The sequence below is a fragment of the Parvibaculum indicum genome (assembly GCF_011762095.1).
In the GTDB taxonomy this organism is placed as follows: Bacteria; Pseudomonadota; Alphaproteobacteria; order Parvibaculales; family Parvibaculaceae; genus Parvibaculum; species Parvibaculum indicum.
In genome coordinates this window covers 17,501-34,116 of sequence record NZ_JAASQO010000010.1, presented here as the reverse complement: position 1 = coordinate 34,116, position 16,616 = coordinate 17,501, and the positions used below count along the sequence as shown (strand labels likewise).

The window sequence follows — 16,616 nt, the reverse complement described above, 5'->3', positions numbered from 1 at the left end:
AAAGATGCGTCAAGAAAATAGTGAAAACTATTTTTTTGTGGCGAGCGCCATATAATTGACGTCCGTATCGCCGGAAAGCGACCAGCGGTCGAGCAGCGGGTTGTAGCTGACGCCCTGCCATTCGAGGATGTCGAGCCCGGCCCCGGCGAGGCCCTGCTCCATCTCCGCGGGGGTGATGAATTTCTGCCAGTCATGCGTGCCGCGCGGCAGCCAGCCCAGCACATATTCGGCGCCGATAATGGCCAGGGCGTGGGCTTTCAACGTGCGGTTGAGTGTGGCGACGAACATCAACCCGCCGGGCTTCAGCATTTCCGCGCAATGGACGAGGAATCGGTCGCGGTCGGCGACATGCTCGATCACTTCCATATTGAGGATGACGTCGAAGCGCTCGCCCGCCGCCGCCAGCTCTTCCGCCGTGGTGCAGCGATAATCGATGGCGAGATCCTGCTCCATGGCGTGGACCGAGGCAGTCTTGATGTTCTTTTCCGCCGCGTCGGCCCCCGTGACCGTCGCGCCGAGCCGGGCCATGGGTTCCGACAGCAGGCCGCCGCCGCAGCCGATGTCCAGAAAACGCAGTCCCTTGAAGGGCTTGGGGCTTTTGGCATTGAGCCCGAAATGGGCGATGACGCGCTCGCGGATGAAGGAGAGCCGCACCGGATTGAACTTGTGGAGCGGCTTGAACTTGCCTTCCGGCGCCCACCATTCGGCGGCGATGGCGGAAAAGCGGGCGATTTCCCCCTCGTCGATACTGGTATAGGCGTCCGAAGCCGCCATGCCTGCCTTGTTCGTTCCTGTCATGTCGATCCGCCTTCAGCCTGGTGTCTGCCCCTGCGTCCGCCGTCGCGTCGGGCCGGCCTGAAACTTATGTATGGCCTTCATTTTGCGCCGGTTGCGGGCTATTGCCCATGCGAGTATGTATGTGCCGCGTTCAGCGGGTCGAGAGCTGTCGTCCGGAAACCTGAGGAGGCCGGTCACGCCAGTCTCGCCGGAGGTCCACCCACAAGCGACTGATATAGGGCGTTCCGGGCGGCGGGGTCCAGTGAAGACGGGACCGGACCCGGCGGACGCATGAGGACAAGTTTCAAACAGGGCGGCGGGCCGGGGGTCGGCCGCAATTCGGTGAGCGAATGGCCCGGCTGGTCATGAAATTCGGCGGCACCTCGGTTGCCGACCTGGAGCGGATTGCCAATGTCGCCGCGCATGTGAAGCGCGAGGTCGAGCATGGCCATGAGGTGGCCGTGGTCGTATCGGCGATGGCGGGCACGACGAACCAGCTCGTCGAGTGGACGCGCGAGGCCGACCGGCTGCACGATGCGCGCGAATACGACACGGTGGTGGCCACCGGCGAACAGGTGACGGTCGGCCTGTTGTCGATCACGCTGCAGAAGATGGGCGTTCATGCGCGCTCCTGGCTCGGTTGGCAGATCCCGATCCGCACCGACGGGGCGCATGGCGCCGCCCGCATCGCGGATATCGACGGCACGCAGCTCATGGAGCGGCTGGGGCAGGGTCAGGTGGCGGTGATCGCCGGGTTCCAGGGGCTCGGGCCCGACAACCGGATCACGACGCTGGGGCGCGGCGGCTCGGATACGAGCGCGGTCGCCATCGCGGCGGCGATCAAGGCGGATCGCTGCGACATTTATACGGATGTGGACGGTGTCTATACCACCGACCCGCGGATCGTTGCGAAGGCACGGAAGCTTGATAGAATCAGCTACGAAGAGATGCTCGAAATGGCATCCTTGGGCGCCAAGGTTCTACAGACACGTTCCGTCGAGCTCGCCATGGTTCACCGGGTGCGATTGCAGGTGCGTTCGAGCTTCGATGCGCCCGATGCGCCGCAATTCGCGAGGGAAGACTTCGTTCCCGGCACTCTAGTTTGCGACGAGGAAGAAATCGTGGAGCAGCAGGTCGTCAGCGGCATCGCCTATTCCAAGGACGAAGCCAAGATCACTCTCGTCAAGGTCGAGGACAAGCCCGGGATTGCCGCGAGCATTTTCGGGCCGCTGGCCGATGCCTCGATCAATGTCGACATGATCATCCAGAACGTGTCGGACGACGGTCGCAGCACCGACATGACCTTTACCGTGCCGCAGGCGGAACTGCCGCGCGCGGAAGAGGTCATCAATAAAGTGATTTCCGGTATCCGCTGCGAACAGGTGCGGACCGATCCCGGCGTCGTGAAAGTGTCTGTCATCGGTATCGGCATGCGAAGCCATGCCGGCGTCGCCCAGGCCATGTTCCGCACGCTTTCGGAAAAGGGGATCAACATTCAGGCGATCACGACCTCCGAGATCAAGATCAGCGTCTTGATCGATGCCGAATATACCGAGCTTGCGGTACGGGCCCTTCACTCCGCCTACGGGCTGGATTCCGAGTAAGGGGGCGCGCCCTTGACCACGTTCCGCCATAGCAGGAGCCCCAGCCGGCCGGGAGGCCTGAGCTGATGCCGGCCACGGTGGGCGGGCCGCGCGTACTCTTGCGCCGTCTGCGCGAGGTTATGGCGAAACCGGAGACCGCCCAGAAGCGCCTGGACGAGATCGTGGTGCTGATCGCCTCCAACATGGTGGCGGAGGTGTGCTCGGTCTATCTCAAGCGCAGCGCAACCGATCTGGAACTTTTTGCCACCGAAGGTCTGAAGCCGACCGCCGTGCACCATACCAGGCTGCGCGTGGGCGAAGGCCTGGTGGGCGATATCGCCGCGCATGCAAGGCCGCTCAATCTTGCCGACGCCCAGTCGCATCCGGCCTTTGCCTACCGGCCGGAAACCGGCGAAGAAATATACAAATCGCTGATGGGCGTGCCGATCCTGCGCGCGGGCCGGGTGATGGGCGTTCTGGTGGTGCAGAACCGCACCAAGCGCCATTACACCGAAGAAGAGGTCGAGGCGCTGCAGACGGTGGCCATGGTGCTCGCCGAGGTCGTGGCCGCGGCGGGCCTTCTGGACGCGCCGAGCGAACTGGAAGAAGAAGAGGCCAAGCCCTATTACCTTCAGGGCTCCTCCTTTGCCGAAGGCATCGCGCTCGGTCACGCGGTACTGCATGAGCCGCGCGTGCGCGTGACGAAGCTCATCGCCGAGGATACGGATGCGGAGCGCGAACGGCTCGAACAGGCCGTCTATGCCCTGCGCGGCTCCATCGACGACATGCTGCAGACCGAAGACCTCAGCCATGCGGGCGAGCATCGCGAGGTGCTGCAGACCTACCGCATGTTCGCGAACGACCGCGGATGGCTGCAGCGCATGTCGGAGGCGGTGAATACCGGCCTCACCGCGGAAGCCGCGGTCGAGCGAGTGCAGAACGATACGCGCGCGCGCCTCCAGCGGGCCGCCGACCCCTATTTGCGCGACCGGCTGCACGATTTCGACGATCTGGCAAACCGGCTGCTGCGCCAGCTGACCGGCGTCACCCTGTCTTCGGTGTCGGAGGATCTGCCGGTCGACGCCATCGTGATCGCGCGCAATATGGGCCCCGCCGAGCTGCTCGATTACGACAAGGACCGGCTGCGCGGCCTGGTGCTCGAAGAGGGCGCGCCCAATGCGCATGTCTCCATCGTGGCGCGCGCGCTGGGCATTCCCACGGTGGGGCGGGCCGACGACGCGCTGGATCATGTGGAATCCGGCGAGGCTATCATCGTCGACGGCGATACCGGCGAAATCTATATCCGGCCGACGCAGGAAGTCATTTCTTCCTATTCCGAGAAGGCGCGTTTCCGCGCCAAGAAGCAGGAGCAGTATCAGGCGATCCGGCACGAGCCGGCCATTTCGCTGGACGAGCAGCACATCTCCCTGTTCGTGAATGCCGGGCTGCAGGTGGACCTGCCGCATGTGGCGGAGTCGGGCGCGGAGGGGATCGGCCTCTTCCGGACCGAATTGCAGTTCATGATCGCGGCGGCGCTGCCCAGTCTCGGCGATCAGGTCGAGCTCTACAGCGCGGTGCTGGATCATGTGGGCGACATGCCGGTGGTGTTCCGCACGCTCGATATCGGCGGCGACAAGATGCTGCCCTATATGAACCTCGCCCAGCTCAAGGAAGAAAACCCGGCGCTGGGCTGGCGGGCGATCCGGATCAGCCTCGACCGTCCGGCGCTGCTGCGCCATCAGCTTCGTGCGCTCCTCACGGCGGCGGCGGGGCGCGAGCTCCGGCTCATGTTCCCCATGGTGGCCGAGGTCGCGGAATATCAGCGGGCGCGCGCGCTGGTGGACAAGGAACTGGCCCGTCTCGACAAGTTCGGCAAGGAGCGGCCCTCGAAGATCGAGGTCGGCACCATGCTGGAGGTCCCGGCGCTGATCTGGCAGCTCGACGCGCTGCTGCCGCTGGTCGATTTCGTTTCGATCGGCTCCAACGATCTCCTGCAGTTCCTGTTTGCGAGCGACCGGGGCAATCCGCGCGTCGCGACCCGCTACGACCTGCTGAGCCCGGCGGTGCTGAGCTTCTTCAGGCATGTCATCGACAAATGCGCCGAACACGGCACGCCCGTGACGCTTTGCGGCGAGATGTCGGGCCGTCCGCTGGAGGCGATGGCGCTGGTCGGGCTGGGCTTCAGGCGGATTTCCATGTCCCCGGCCGCCATCGGCCCGGTCAAGCTGATGGTGCGCTCGCTCGATGTGGGCAAGCTGGAACGCTTCATGGAAGGACTGATGAAGCTGCCCGACGGATCGGTCCGGCCGCAGCTCAAGGCCTATGCCGAGGCCGAGGGCATATCCGTCTGAGTGCGGAGTTTTTGTCTCTTCCGGGATTTTGTTAAGAAAGCGTAGGCTTTTCTCAGTCAAATTACCCAAGTTGGGGACGATTTTTCGTTTCGAGTGTTGCGAAATATCAATAGTTTTGATTTATTCTCGATACTCAGATGCAGTTGGGGGCAAGTTGTATCGGGCGGCAGGGGCAGTCGTTCGGGCACATGCATGACATCCGGAATGACGGTCGCGCGAAGCGCGCCTGGTTGATCAGAGTCGAGCATTTCGGATGGCTCATTTCGATGAAGAGCCGAAACGTATGACCAAAGTTACGATGCTTCCGGCCGAGGGACGATCCGAGGGGGGACGCCGCAGGCTGCATTTGCGTGACATCACGCATGAAGAGCCGCTCGAGGCGCATTCGGTCGGCGCCGAGCTGAGAGCCGTCCGGCTTCGCCGGGGCGAAGAGATCCGAAGCATCGCTCATATTCTTCATATTCGCCGGGATTATCTCGAAGCGCTGGAAGAAAGCCGCTATGAGGGCCTGCCCGGCCGCGCCTATGCGCTGGGGTTCGTGCGCTCCTATGCCGAATATCTGGGGCTCGACAGCCAGCATGTCGTGGAGCGCTACAAGAGCGAACTCGATGGCGACACGCTGGAAGAGGAGACGGAAACCTCCTCCAGGTTCATGCCCGCCGCCGCCGGCGAGCGTCGCATGCCGCGCGGCATGGGGCTTGTCGTGGTGCTCATCGTCGCCGCCGGGCTTTACGGCGTATGGCTGATGGGCAAATCGGCCGATCAGATGGTGGCCGAGCGGCAGGGCGAGCCCGCCGCCGAAGAAGCCGATCCCTCCATCCAGGCCGCCGAAGCCAATAATTCCGCCGCCGCGCATCACCCGCTGGAGAGCATGCCGCGCGGCGATACGGCCTCTGCGGCGACGCCGCGCGAGGGAGCCATTTCGCCCATGCGGCTCGGTGTGGGCATGCACGGCTCGCAGCTTGTGCCGGGCAGCGACGCGGCCATGCTCGACGCGGCTGAGACCGCCGACGGTGCGATCGCGGCCCGTCCCGCGGTCGAACCGCTTCCCGCCATTCCGGAAGGCGCCGTCTATGGCGTGGAGAATGCCGGCAGCCGCGTCTCGCTCAGGGCGCGCAAGGACGACACCTGGATCCGGGTGGAAGACGCCAATGGCCGGGTGCTGATCGAACAGACCTTCAAGCGCGGCGATCTCTATCGCGTGCCCGCCGACCGGGGGGCCGTGCTGGTCGCGCGGGATGCCAGCGCCATCGAAATCGTGGCGGATGGCCGTTCGCTGGGTCTTGCCGGCCCGCCCACACTGGTGCTGACGGGCAAGCCGCTTGCCGCCGATACGCTTCTGGCAGCCGCGCCTCAGGCCGAGGTCGAGGCCGTCGCGGCGGATGACCGGGCCGCGCCCGTTCAATAGGGCGGCGGGGCTGCGATGGCGGCCTGGAACCATGCCCCGGATGGCGCGGCGGCGGTCGACGCATTATATGTGAAGCGAACGGGCGGTGGATGAGACGGCTTGAATTTGTCTCACACGGCCCCGGCCCTTTTCCAGCGAGAGTTTGGAACCGCTATGAGTATTCGACCCTGGCGCGACATCATCCGCAGGCCGAGCCGCCAGATTCATGTCGGGAATGTCGCGATTGGCGGGGATGCGCCGATTTCCGTGCAATCCATGACGAATACGTCGACCGCCGACGCCGCCGGGACGATCGAGCAGATCCGGCGTATCGAGGAAGCGGGCGCCGATCTCGTCCGCGTGTCCTGCCCCGACGAGGCGTCGACCGCTGCGCTGAGGGAGATCGTGCGCGCGGTGAGCGTTCCGGTGGTGGCCGACATCCATTTCCATCACAAGCGCGCCATCGAGGCGGCGGAAGCGGGCGCGGCCTGCCTGCGCATCAATCCCGGCAATATCGGCTCGGAAGCGCGGGTGAAGGACGTCATCAAGGCGGCCAAGGATCATGGCTGCGCCATCCGCATCGGCGTCAATGCCGGATCGCTGGAAAAGGACCTTCTCGAAAAATACGGCGAGCCCTGCCCGGAAGCGATGGTGGAAAGCGCGCTCGATCATGCGCGCATCCTGCAGGATCACGATTTCCACGAATTCAAGATCAGCGTGAAGGCGTCCGACGTCTTCCTCTCGGTCGCGGCCTATCAGCAGCTTGCCGAGGCCATCGACTGTCCGCTGCATCTGGGCATTACCGAGGCGGGTGGTCTTCGCTCGGGCACGATCAAATCCTCGATCGGGCTCGGCTCGCTTCTCTGGGCCGGGATCGGCGACACGATCCGCGTTTCGCTCTCCGCCGACCCGGTGGAGGAGATCAAGGTCGGCTTCGACATCCTGAAGTCGCTCGGGCTTCGCCATCGCGGCGTCAACATCATCTCCTGCCCGTCCTGTGCGCGGCAGGGCTTCGATGTCATCGGCACGGTGCAAATCCTTGAGGAGCGCCTCGCGCATATCTCCACGCCCATGTCGCTTTCCATCATCGGCTGCGTGGTGAACGGACCGGGCGAGGCGATGCAGACCGATATCGGGTTTACCGGCGGCGGGGCCGGGGCGGGCATGGTCTATATCGCGGGCATCACCGACCACAAGATCGGCAATGACGAGATGGTCGACCATCTGGTCGAGCTGGTGGAGCAGAAGGCGCGTGAGATCGAGGACGCGCGGGCGGCGGACAATGCCGACGCCACGCCCCGCGCGCTTGCCGGCGATTAGCGACCTCATTCGAAAAGGCTCCGTGCCGGGTATGCCCGGTTTTCCTGACGAATGAGCGGCCGCGACTGGCCGGAAGACTGCAATGATCCCAGAAGAAAAACTGCGCAAGGTGCTTGATCGTTTCGAGGCCGTGCAATCCGAACTCGGCTCAGACCTTGCCACCGACCGTTTCGTCGCCCTGTCGAAGGAACTGGCGGAGCTGACCCCTGTCGTCGACACGGTGAACCGGCTCAAGGCCGCGCGCGAGGCGCGCGACGAGGCGGACACGATGCTCTCCGACAAGGAGATGGCGGAGATGGCGCGCGAAGAGGTCGACCGTCTCGACGAGGAAATCCCAGAGCTCGAGCATGAATTGCAGCTTTTGCTGCTGCCCAGGGATGCGGCCGACGAGCGCAATGCCATTCTGGAAGTGCGCGCGGGCACGGGCGGCGACGAGGCGGCGCTTTTCGCAGGCGACCTGTTCCGTATGTATGAGCGCTATGCCTCGCTTCAGGGCTGGAAGGTCGAGATCATCTCCGCCTCGGAAGGCGAGGTGGGCGGCTACAAGGAAATCATCGCGCAGATTTCCGGCAAGGGCGTGTTCGCGCGGCTGAAGTTCGAGTCCGGCGTGCATCGCGTGCAGCGCGTCCCGGCGACGGAAGGCGGTGGGCGGATCCACACCTCGGCGGCCACCGTCGCGGTGTTGCCCGAGGCCGAAGACGTGGATGTCGATCTCAATGAAGGCGATCTCCGCATCGACACCTACCGGGCGAGCGGCGCGGGCGGTCAGCACGTGAACAAGACCGAAAGCGCGGTACGCATCACCCATTTGCCGACCGGCATCGTGGTGGCCCAGCAGGACGAGAAGTCGCAGCACAAGAACAAGGCGCGCGCCATGCAGATCCTGCGCGCCAAGCTTTTCGAGGCGGAGCGCGACCGGGCCGACAGCGAAAGGGCAAGCGCACGCAAGCTGCAGGTGGGATCCGGCGACCGGTCGGAGCGCATCCGCACCTACAACTTCCCGCAAGGCCGCGTCACCGATCACCGGATCAACCTGACCTTGCACAAGCTCGACCAGATCGTCGCGGGCGACGGTCTCGACGAAGTCATTTCCGCGCTTCTCGCCGAGGACCAGGCGGAGCGGCTGGCTTCGCTGGGAGAAGATGCGTGATCAATCGCGATCATGCCTATCGGATGCTGGCCTGGCGGCTGAAAGAGGCCGGCATCGAGGGCGCGGCGCTCGATGCGCGCGTATTGGTGCAGGCGGCGTGCAAGGCGAGCGACATCGAGATGATCCGCGAGCCGGGCGTGATGCTGACGGCGGACGAGGAAAAGCGTCTCGCGGATTATGAAGCGCGGCGGCTCGCGCATGAGCCGGTGTCGCGCATTCTGGGACGGCGCGAATTCTGGGGTCTCGATTTCGAGGTGACGGCGGCGACGCTCGACCCGCGTCCCGACAGCGAAACGCTGATCGAGGCGGCGCTCGACCTCCTGCGCGATGTCGAGACGCCGCGCCTTCTCGATATCGGTACGGGCACGGGGTGCCTGCTCATCGCGCTGTTGCATGAGCGCGAAGACGCGCAAGGCGTGGGCGTCGATCTGTCGGCGGACGCGCTGAAAGTGGCCGGGCGCAATGCGGCGCAGCTCGGCGTCGCCTCGCGCGCGCGTTTCGTGGAAGGCGCATGGACCGCCGGCTTGCGGGAGCGGTTCGATCTCGCGATCTCGAACCCGCCCTATATCGAGCGGGATGTGATCGAAACGCTCGATCCGGAAGTGAGACTGCACGATCCGGCGATGGCGCTGGATGGCGGCCCGGACGGGCTCGACGCCTATCGTGCGCTGGCGGAGGAATTGCCCTCCGTGCTGGTTCCCGGCGGCGCGGTTGTGCTGGAACTGGGGATCGGGCAGGCGGCATCCGTCGCCGCGCTTTTCGAGCGCGCCGGTTTTGCGTCCGTTGCCACGAAAAAGGACCTTTCCGGCGTGGAGCGCGCCCTTTCGGCCCGGATGCCCGGCGGTTGAGCTTCGGGGACCGACACATAAAAATCGTTTGGAATCTGCGGCTATAGAGGCTAGTTTGTAGTCAGGAAACAGAGCTTGAAAGACCGTTTGGTCTTTCGCCGCCTCCTCTCCCGGCAATGTACCGTTAACGGCTAGCGAAGACAGAATTGTCGGTGGACGCGAAGATGAAGCGCCTGGGCGCGAACCGGTTCCGATCCGGGTTTTGCGCAGGAGCGGAGAAGCGGGCCGGTTTGGCAATTTTGGCAATGGGTCTTACCGGTCGGGGATATGGGCTTTTGGGGCGCTAACCGCCGAATGACGTTGAGTGGGTGATGCTGTGCCGCAGGATAGCGATGGCGCGTGACGAACGCGCCGCGGCACGGGCAGAGCGATAACGGGCTTCGGCTAGGCAGGCAGCCAAACTTTCCGGTTTCGGACCTATTCGCAGGCGTCGGCGTCTGCGACAGCCGGGAACCGCTGAAACGCCCGTCTGCTCGGGCGAGAATCACCCGTCTTCGCAAAAGGAACGGACAGGCGGACCTATTTTGAAAACGATGCGGCGGCGGCATGTCCGCCCCGCGGACCGACCCGGTAACCGGGCGGCCACACAAACTCTCCGGTGTCGAAAAAAGTGAGAAATCAAGTCATATGAGGCAGGGTCAGAACTCGAAGCGTTCCCGCGGTCGTGGACGCAAACCCCAAAACTCGGCCAACCGGTCTTACGAGAGCAACGGGCCGGATGTGAAGATCCGCGGCACCGCCGCGCATGTCTGCGAGAAATATCAGCAGCTTGCCCGCGATGCGATTTCGGCCGGAGACCGGGTGACCGCCGAAAACTATTTTCAGCATGCCGAGCATTATTACAGGCTGCTGATGGCCGCCCAGACAGGTCAGGAAGGCAATCGCCAGACCACGGCCAATCTCGGCTACCGTCCGAACGACGAGGAAGAGGAGGAATTCGAATCCTCCAATGAAAGCGCCGAGTCGAATGGCGGCTCCGGCGATGCGTCGGCCGCCAAGGGCGACGGCCAGGACGAGGATGCGGGACGGGACAAGAAATCCGCTGCTTCCGGCAGCGACGATGAGTCCCAGCCGCGCCGGCGTCAGAACCGCCGCCGCCGTCCCCGCACCGAAGCCCGCGATGGCGCAGGCGAGGGGGCGGAGAAATCCGGCGGCGAAAGCCGCGCGGATGGCGCCTCGGGGAAATCCCGAAGCAAGTCCTCCGAGAGCAAATCCGATGGCGATTCAGGCTCCGATGCCGGCGTCGGCGCGGATGGCGCCGCCGCGTAAGCTGCGCCCGGCCTAGGTCAGAACGACGGAATCGCCCGGTGCCAGCGCGCCGGGCGTTTTCACATGGGCATAGATCCCCAGATCGCTATGGCCATAGCGGCGCAGCAGCGTTGCCGGGATCTGCATGTCCCGCGCGGCCGTGCGCGGATCGACATTGGTGGCCGCGCATCGCTCCGTTCGGGCGACGACCGTGAGGCCCACGCCGCCCAGCGTGATGTCGCGCTCCACCCAGTCATGGTCTTCCCAGGGCTCCAGCCCTTCCAGATAGACATTGCCGCGAAAGCGCAAGGGATCGACCGGACGGCCGATCTCTTCTTCCAGCGCGCGCACGCTTGCCAGATTGATGATGGAAATAAGGGGCGCGGGCGCGTCGGAATGGGTGAAGCCCGGCGCATGGACGATGCGCGGCGCGCCTCTCAATTCATCCTGCATGTAACCGGCGAAAAAGCGTTCGGCCTCGGCCCGGCCTTCCTCGGTGAGAAGGGGCGCCCGCAGGACTTCCCCGCCGTCCCGCTCGATATGAAGGATCGCCCCGTCATCCTCGAAGCGGGTCTTGAGCGCGGCCAGCCTTTCATGGCGCATCAGCATCAGGAATTTGATCTTGGGGAAATGCTGCGGGTTGGCCGGGTCGAAATCGGCGCTGCCGTTCTCGATCGCAAAGGCCCGGTCCCAGGGCATGGTGCCGCCGGGTTCGAGCGCGGCGCGTTCCAGCCTTTCCGGCGAGAGGCCCTTTACCGGATAGCGGTAGAGTGCCGAAATCCTGCCCTTGTCGCTCATGAAACGCCTCCATCTTTCCCGAAAAAGCCCGGCTTTCCGCGGCAGATTGCCCCTTGTGTGGCACGGGTGCAACGCCAATATGAATTAAAAGCCGGTGCCATTCGGGCCGGCGGCGGGTTTGTGCGGGTCGCACAAAATCGCAGGATTTGCGAAGGCGCAATGACGGTGCCGGGCGTTTGGACGCCAAATCGGGCTGTCGGACAGCGTGCTTGAGAGGAAAAGATGGATCTAGAGAAATATACCGACAGGAGCCGGGGCTTCATTCAGTCGGCGCAGGGGCTTGCCGTGCGCTCCGGCCATCAGAGATTTACGCCGGAACATCTGCTGAAAGTGCTTCTGGACGATGAGGAAGGGCTGGCGGCCGGTCTTATCCGCGCGGCGGGCGGCCGGCCCGACCAGGCGCTGACCGGCGTCGAAACCGTTCTCGACAAAATGCCCAAGGTGGAAGGCACCGGCGCGGGGCAGCTTTATCTCGCGCCCGAGACGGCCCGTGTGTTCGAACAGGCCGAGACGCTCGCCAAGAAGGCGGGCGACAGCTATGTGACCGCCGAGCGGCTTTTGCTGGCGCTGCTGATGCAGCCGAACACGGAATCGGAAAAGATTCTGAAGACGGCGGGCGTCACCGCCCAGTCGCTCAACGAGGCCATCAACAATGTGCGCAAGGGCCGCACCGCGGATACCGCCTCCGCGGAGGAAGGCTATGACGCGCTGAAGAAATATGCCCGCGACCTCACCGAGGATGCGCGCGAGGGCAAGCTCGACCCTGTGATCGGGCGCGACGAGGAAATTCGCCGCACCATTCAGGTGCTGTCGCGGCGGACCAAGAACAATCCGGTGCTGATCGGCGAACCGGGTGTCGGCAAGACGGCCATCGCGGAAGGTCTTGCCTTGCGAATCGTCAATGGCGATGTGCCCGAAAGCCTCAAGAACAAGAAGCTGATGGCGCTCGATCTCGGCGCGCTCATCGCGGGCGCGAAATATCGCGGCGAGTTCGAGGAGCGTCTGAAGGCGATCCTGCAGGAGATCGATGCGGCGGAAGGGGAGATCATCCTCTTCATCGACGAGATGCACCAGCTTGTCGGCGCGGGCAAGACGGATGGCGCGATGGACGCCTCCAACCTGCTGAAACCGGCGCTGGCGCGCGGCGATCTCCACTGCGTGGGCGCGACGACGCTCGACGAATATCGCAAGCATGTCGAAAAGGACGCGGCGCTGGCGCGGCGTTTCCAGCCGATCTTCGTCAATGAGCCGACGGTGGAGGATTCGATTTCGATTCTGCGCGGCCTGAAGGAGAAATACGAACTCCATCACGGGGTGCGCATTTCCGATTCGTCGCTGGTCGCGGCGGCCACGCTGTCGGATCGCTATATTTCCGACCGTTTCCTGCCGGACAAGGCGATCGACCTCGTCGACGAGGCGGCGAGCCGCCTGCGGATGCAGGTCGATTCCAAGCCGGAGGAACTCGACGAGATCGACCGGCGAATCATTCAGCTCAAGATCGAGCGCGAGGCGCTGAAGAAGGAAACCGATTCCGCCTCGCAGGAACGTCTGGCCAGGACGGAAGAGGAGCTTGCCGAACTCGAAAAGACGTCGGCCGATCTTTCCTCCTCCTGGCAGGCCGAGAAGAGCAAGCTGAAAAGCGCGCAGAAGCTGAAGGAAGAGCTCGACGCCAAGCGCAACGAACTCGTGCAGGCGCAGCGCGCGGGCGAGCTGGAAAAGGCGTCGGAGCTTGCCTATGGCATCATTCCGGACCTGGAAAAACGCCTGGCGGAAACCGAAGAGGCCGAAGGCAAGGACGCCATGCTGGAAGAGGCGGTGACGGAGGCGCATGTGGCGCAGGTCGTCTCGCGCTGGACCGGCATTCCAGTGGACAAGATGCTGGAAGGCGAACGCGAAAAGCTCCTCGGCATGGAAAAGGAGCTGGGCGCCCGGGTGATCGGGCAGGGCGAGGCGGTGTCCGCCGTGTCGCGGGCGGTCCGCCGTGCGCGCGCCGGGCTTCAGGACCCGAACCGGCCCATCGGTTCGTTCCTCTTCCTCGGTCCCACCGGCGTCGGCAAGACGGAGCTCACCAAGGCGCTGGCCGATTTCCTGTTCGACGACGATCAGGCGATCTGCCGTCTCGACATGTCGGAATATATGGAGAAGCACTCCGTCGCGCGGCTCATCGGTGCGCCGCCCGGCTATGTCGGTTATGAGGAAGGCGGTGCGCTTACCGAAGCCGTTCGCCGCAGGCCCTATCAGGTCGTGCTTTTCGACGAGATCGAAAAGGCGCATCCGGATGTCTTCAACGTGCTGTTGCAGGTGCTGGACGACGGCCGCCTGACGGACGGCCAGGGCCGCACGGTCGATTTCCGCAACGTGCTCATCGTCATGACTTCCAATCTCGGCGCGGAGTTCCTTGCCGAACAGAAGGAAGGCGAGGAGGTCGAAGCGGTCCGCGATCAGGTGATGGATGTAGTGCGCTCGCGCTTCCGTCCGGAATTCCTGAACCGGCTGGACGAGATCCTGCTCTTCCACAGGCTCACCCGCGAGCAGATGGACGGTATCGTCGACATCCAGATGGAGCGGTTGCAGGCGCTTCTGAAGGACCGCCAGATCGCGGTCCGGCTCGACGAGGCGGCGCGGAGCTGGCTTGCCGATGCGGGCTACGATCCGGTCTATGGCGCCCGTCCGCTGAAGCGCGTCATCCAGCGCAATGTGCAGGACCCGCTGGCGGAGCTGCTGCTGGAAGGCAAGATCGGCGACGGCGAGGAGGTGACGGTGTCGGCCGGCGTGGACGGCATCATCATCAATGGCCACGAAACCTCGGCAAACGAGGCCGCCTGACGGGCGCTTGCCGATGCGACAACGAGAAAGGGCCGGTCCAATGAATGGACCGGCCCTTTTTTCATACGTCCCTGTTGGGGGATCAGTTCGCCTTGGTGTCGTCGCTCGCGGAGGAGGCCTGGGCGACGGTGGTCAGTACCGGCGCGGCGGCCATCTGCGTCACGACCTGGCTGCGCTTGGCCTGGTAGCGTTTCAGTTCCGCGCCGGCAAGCTGCGTGCCGGTGGGCAGCTTCAGGCCCAGCGGGTTCACCGCCTTGCCGCGGATATGGACTTCATAGTGCAGATGCGGGCCGGTGGAGCGACCCGTCGTGCCCACATAGCCGATCACCTGGCCCTGATGGACGCGGACGCCGCGCTTGATGCCCTTGGCGAAGCCGTTCATATGCGCATAGGCCGTCTGGTAGGAATTGGCGTGCTTGATGCGGACATATTTGCCGAAGCCGCGCACCCAGCCCGCAATCTCGATGACGCCGTTACCGGCGGCATAGATCGGCGTGCCGCGAGGGGCGGCGAAGTCCGTGCCCTTATGCATCTTGGAATAGCCGAGCACGGGATGCCGGCGCAGGCCGAAGCCGGAGCTGATCCGGGCGCCGTCGATGGGCGTGCGCATCAGGAACTTCTTCATGCTGCGGCCCTTGCCGTCGAAATAGTCCCAGACGCCGTCCTTGGTCTTGAAGCGCCAGAGCTGGTGCTCCTTGCCGCCGACCGTGAGCGAGGCATAGGCGATATTGCCTTCCATCACGGGCACGCCGTTCTCGTCGAACTTGCGGTCGAAATAGACGTCGAACTTGTCGCCGACGCGGATTTCGCGCTGGAAGTCCACCGAATAGGAGAACATGCGGATCATCTCGACGATGATCCGGGGCGGGACGCCTGCGCGGTCCGCGTCGAGGAAGAGGCTCGAGCTGATCGTGCCCTTGGCGCGCACATAGCTTTCGGTGAAGGTCTTCTTGATCTCGTTGCCGGTATAGCTGCCGTCGCCGTCGCGCATCACCCTGACGGTGCGCTCGATGTCGGGATCGAGCGAGATGGCGGTCAGCAGACGGCTCGACGCGGTTTCCTCCGCATCGTTCTCGGTCGCATCGTCGGCGGTTTCGATGCCGTCGAGGAAGGCCAGCTTTATCTCCTGGCCGGCGCGCAGCTTGCGCGGATTGTAATAGCTGCGAAGCGCGGCGACGGCATGATAGGCGTCCACGCGGCCGGCGCCTTCATTCATCAGAAGTTCCATCAGCGTCTCGCCGCTTTTCAGCGCGACGGTGGTTTCGATCTTCTGCGGCGCGGCGGGCTGCAGTTCCGCGATGGTCGTTTCGTTGTCGGCGGAAATGGCAGGAGTGCCCGTCTCGTCGGCATCTCTTGCCGGCATGAGCGAGGCATTCGTCGTTTCCGCCCCGTCGTCGTTCGCGGCAAGCTCTCCGCGATCGTCCGTGTCCGTCATATCCGTTGCGGCGATGTCCGCGATCGGATCGAGCGTCTCCGTGCCGGTGGAGGCGACGACCTGCGGCGCCTTCTCCGCGGTCAGCGACGCGGTCTCGACGCTATATGAGCCCGTCGCCGCGACGATGCCCGCGGTGAGCAGGCCGAGCGACAGGGCGCCCATGAGCGATGCGGCGGCCACCCAGCGTCCCTGTCCAAGGGTCAGGCGGCTCGCGGACATATAGAGTTTGATTTTGCGTTGGGCGGTTTCGCGGAAGGCTTCCCATTTTGCCGCTGCGGTCTGCGGCTGCCTGTCCGAAACAGTGCCATCGGTGGCGCTGGCGGCGTCGTTGTCGCCAGATGCGTGGTCGTCGGTTTTCAACTGGGTCCCCGTGTCGAACGATGAGTCGAACAAAGCGTTGCCCCCCGGCAATATTGCGCACGATCATGGTTTCAGGGACTTCTTCCGGACGGTTTCCATACCGTTGGAGAAAGTAGCCGTAACACACTGTAATGCGCCGTGAATTTACGATGCCTCCCAGCCTGGCAGATGTCAACGCGCCCGACGGGTTCCGGCTCCATAACTCCGAATTGAGCCCCCTTTTAACGGAACAATCTTTCAGCTTTGCGAAGCGTGTTCCATAACGGGCCGTCCGGGCCCCTTATAGGGCGGTCTTTTCGAAACGCGGGGAGCAGGGTGCAGAAAGCGGGCCGGCGCGCCCCCGGGAACCGCCTTTTCATGCCCATGCGGGCGCTTCCGCCGCCACGCCGGGCCCGGTTCGGGCAGTATTAGCGGCCCGATATGGGCGATACCCCCATATATGGACGGAAAAAGGCCCGCTTCCTCTTGGGGAATCGGCCGGCAAACCCTATATTTCGCACAGGCGAAAGAGCCCCGAAGAGTCAAGCTCAAAA

At 64.2% G+C, this 16,616-nt stretch carries 11 protein-coding genes; 8 read left to right on the top strand and 3 right to left on the bottom strand.

What is annotated here, in order from left to right:
* Positions 1-27: 27 nt before the first annotated feature.
* On the bottom strand, positions 28-798 hold the full coding sequence (gene ubiG / locus FHS78_RS12865; RefSeq protein ID WP_246220491.1) for a bifunctional 2-polyprenyl-6-hydroxyphenol methylase/3-demethylubiquinol 3-O-methyltransferase UbiG: 771 nt from the start codon (positions 796-798) through the stop codon (positions 28-30).
* Positions 799-1,127: 329 nt separating this feature from the next.
* Between ubiG and FHS78_RS12860 the strand changes: the two genes are divergently transcribed.
* The 7 genes from FHS78_RS12860 to FHS78_RS19780 all read left to right on the top strand — a co-directional run bounded on the left by FHS78_RS12860 (position 1,128) and on the right by FHS78_RS19780 (position 10,685).
* Positions 1,128-2,381, top strand: coding sequence for an aspartate kinase (locus FHS78_RS12860; RefSeq protein ID WP_167094778.1), 1,254 nt, complete (start codon positions 1,128-1,130; stop codon positions 2,379-2,381).
* Between the two features lie 65 nt (positions 2,382-2,446).
* Positions 2,447-4,711 (top strand): phosphoenolpyruvate--protein phosphotransferase, encoded by a 2,265-nt coding sequence (gene ptsP / locus FHS78_RS12855; RefSeq protein WP_167094777.1) that lies wholly within the window; start codon positions 2,447-2,449, stop codon positions 4,709-4,711.
* A gap of 283 nt (positions 4,712-4,994) precedes the next feature.
* The gene (locus FHS78_RS12850; protein WP_167094776.1) at positions 4,995-6,119 is read left to right on the top strand and encodes a helix-turn-helix domain-containing protein; all 1,125 of its coding nucleotides are present in this window, start codon (positions 4,995-4,997) and stop codon (positions 6,117-6,119) included.
* A 153-nt stretch (positions 6,120-6,272) separates the two neighbouring features.
* The gene (ispG, locus tag FHS78_RS12845) at positions 6,273-7,418 is read left to right on the top strand and encodes a flavodoxin-dependent (E)-4-hydroxy-3-methylbut-2-enyl-diphosphate synthase (RefSeq protein WP_167094775.1); all 1,146 of its coding nucleotides are present in this window, start codon (positions 6,273-6,275) and stop codon (positions 7,416-7,418) included.
* 82 nt (positions 7,419-7,500) lie between these two features.
* Positions 7,501-8,568 (top strand): peptide chain release factor 1, encoded by a 1,068-nt coding sequence (gene prfA / locus FHS78_RS12840; RefSeq protein ID WP_167094774.1) that lies wholly within the window; start codon positions 7,501-7,503, stop codon positions 8,566-8,568.
* Positions 8,565-9,416 carry a peptide chain release factor N(5)-glutamine methyltransferase gene (gene prmC / locus FHS78_RS12835; RefSeq protein ID WP_343041976.1) on the top strand — a complete coding sequence of 284 codons (852 nt, stop codon included), beginning with the start codon at positions 8,565-8,567 and terminating at the stop codon, positions 9,414-9,416. Before prfA ends, prmC begins: the two co-directional genes overlap by 4 nt.
* Before the next feature lie 627 nt (positions 9,417-10,043).
* Entirely contained in the window at positions 10,044-10,685 is a 642-nt protein-coding gene (locus FHS78_RS19780) for a DUF4167 domain-containing protein (protein WP_167094773.1), read from the top strand.
* A gap of 12 nt (positions 10,686-10,697) precedes the next feature.
* On the opposite strand, the gene FHS78_RS12825 is transcribed toward FHS78_RS19780, so the two are convergent.
* Positions 10,698-11,462, bottom strand: coding sequence for an MOSC domain-containing protein (locus FHS78_RS12825; protein WP_167094772.1), 765 nt, complete (start codon positions 11,460-11,462; stop codon positions 10,698-10,700).
* Between the two features lie 222 nt (positions 11,463-11,684).
* Between FHS78_RS12825 and clpB the strand changes: the two genes are divergently transcribed.
* On the top strand, positions 11,685-14,288 hold the full coding sequence (gene clpB / locus FHS78_RS12820; protein WP_167094771.1) for an ATP-dependent chaperone ClpB: 2,604 nt from the start codon (positions 11,685-11,687) through the stop codon (positions 14,286-14,288).
* 82 nt (positions 14,289-14,370) lie between these two features.
* On the opposite strand, the gene FHS78_RS12815 is transcribed toward clpB, so the two are convergent.
* Complete coding sequence (locus FHS78_RS12815; RefSeq protein WP_167094770.1) at positions 14,371-16,083, bottom strand: M23 family metallopeptidase; 1,713 nt, start codon at positions 16,081-16,083, stop codon at positions 14,371-14,373.
* Between the last annotated feature and the right edge of the window lie 533 nt (positions 16,084-16,616).

Excerpts from the sequence above, each read along its gene's own strand:
- ubiG (WP_246220491.1), bottom strand. The coding sequence starts at position 798 with ATGACAGGAACGAACAAGGCAGGCATGGCGGCTTCGGACGCCTATACC.
- FHS78_RS12860 (WP_167094778.1), top strand. The coding sequence starts at position 1,128 with ATGGCCCGGCTGGTCATGAAATTCGGCGGCACCTCGGTTGCCGACCTG.
- ptsP (WP_167094777.1), top strand. The coding sequence starts at position 2,447 with ATGCCGGCCACGGTGGGCGGGCCGCGCGTACTCTTGCGCCGTCTGCGC.
- FHS78_RS12850 (WP_167094776.1), top strand. The coding sequence starts at position 4,995 with ATGACCAAAGTTACGATGCTTCCGGCCGAGGGACGATCCGAGGGGGGA.
- ispG (WP_167094775.1), top strand. The coding sequence starts at position 6,273 with ATGAGTATTCGACCCTGGCGCGACATCATCCGCAGGCCGAGCCGCCAG.
- prfA (WP_167094774.1), top strand. The coding sequence starts at position 7,501 with ATGATCCCAGAAGAAAAACTGCGCAAGGTGCTTGATCGTTTCGAGGCC.
- FHS78_RS19780 (WP_167094773.1), top strand. The coding sequence starts at position 10,044 with ATGAGGCAGGGTCAGAACTCGAAGCGTTCCCGCGGTCGTGGACGCAAA.
- FHS78_RS12825 (WP_167094772.1), bottom strand. The coding sequence starts at position 11,462 with ATGAGCGACAAGGGCAGGATTTCGGCACTCTACCGCTATCCGGTAAAG.
- clpB (WP_167094771.1), top strand. The coding sequence starts at position 11,685 with ATGGATCTAGAGAAATATACCGACAGGAGCCGGGGCTTCATTCAGTCG.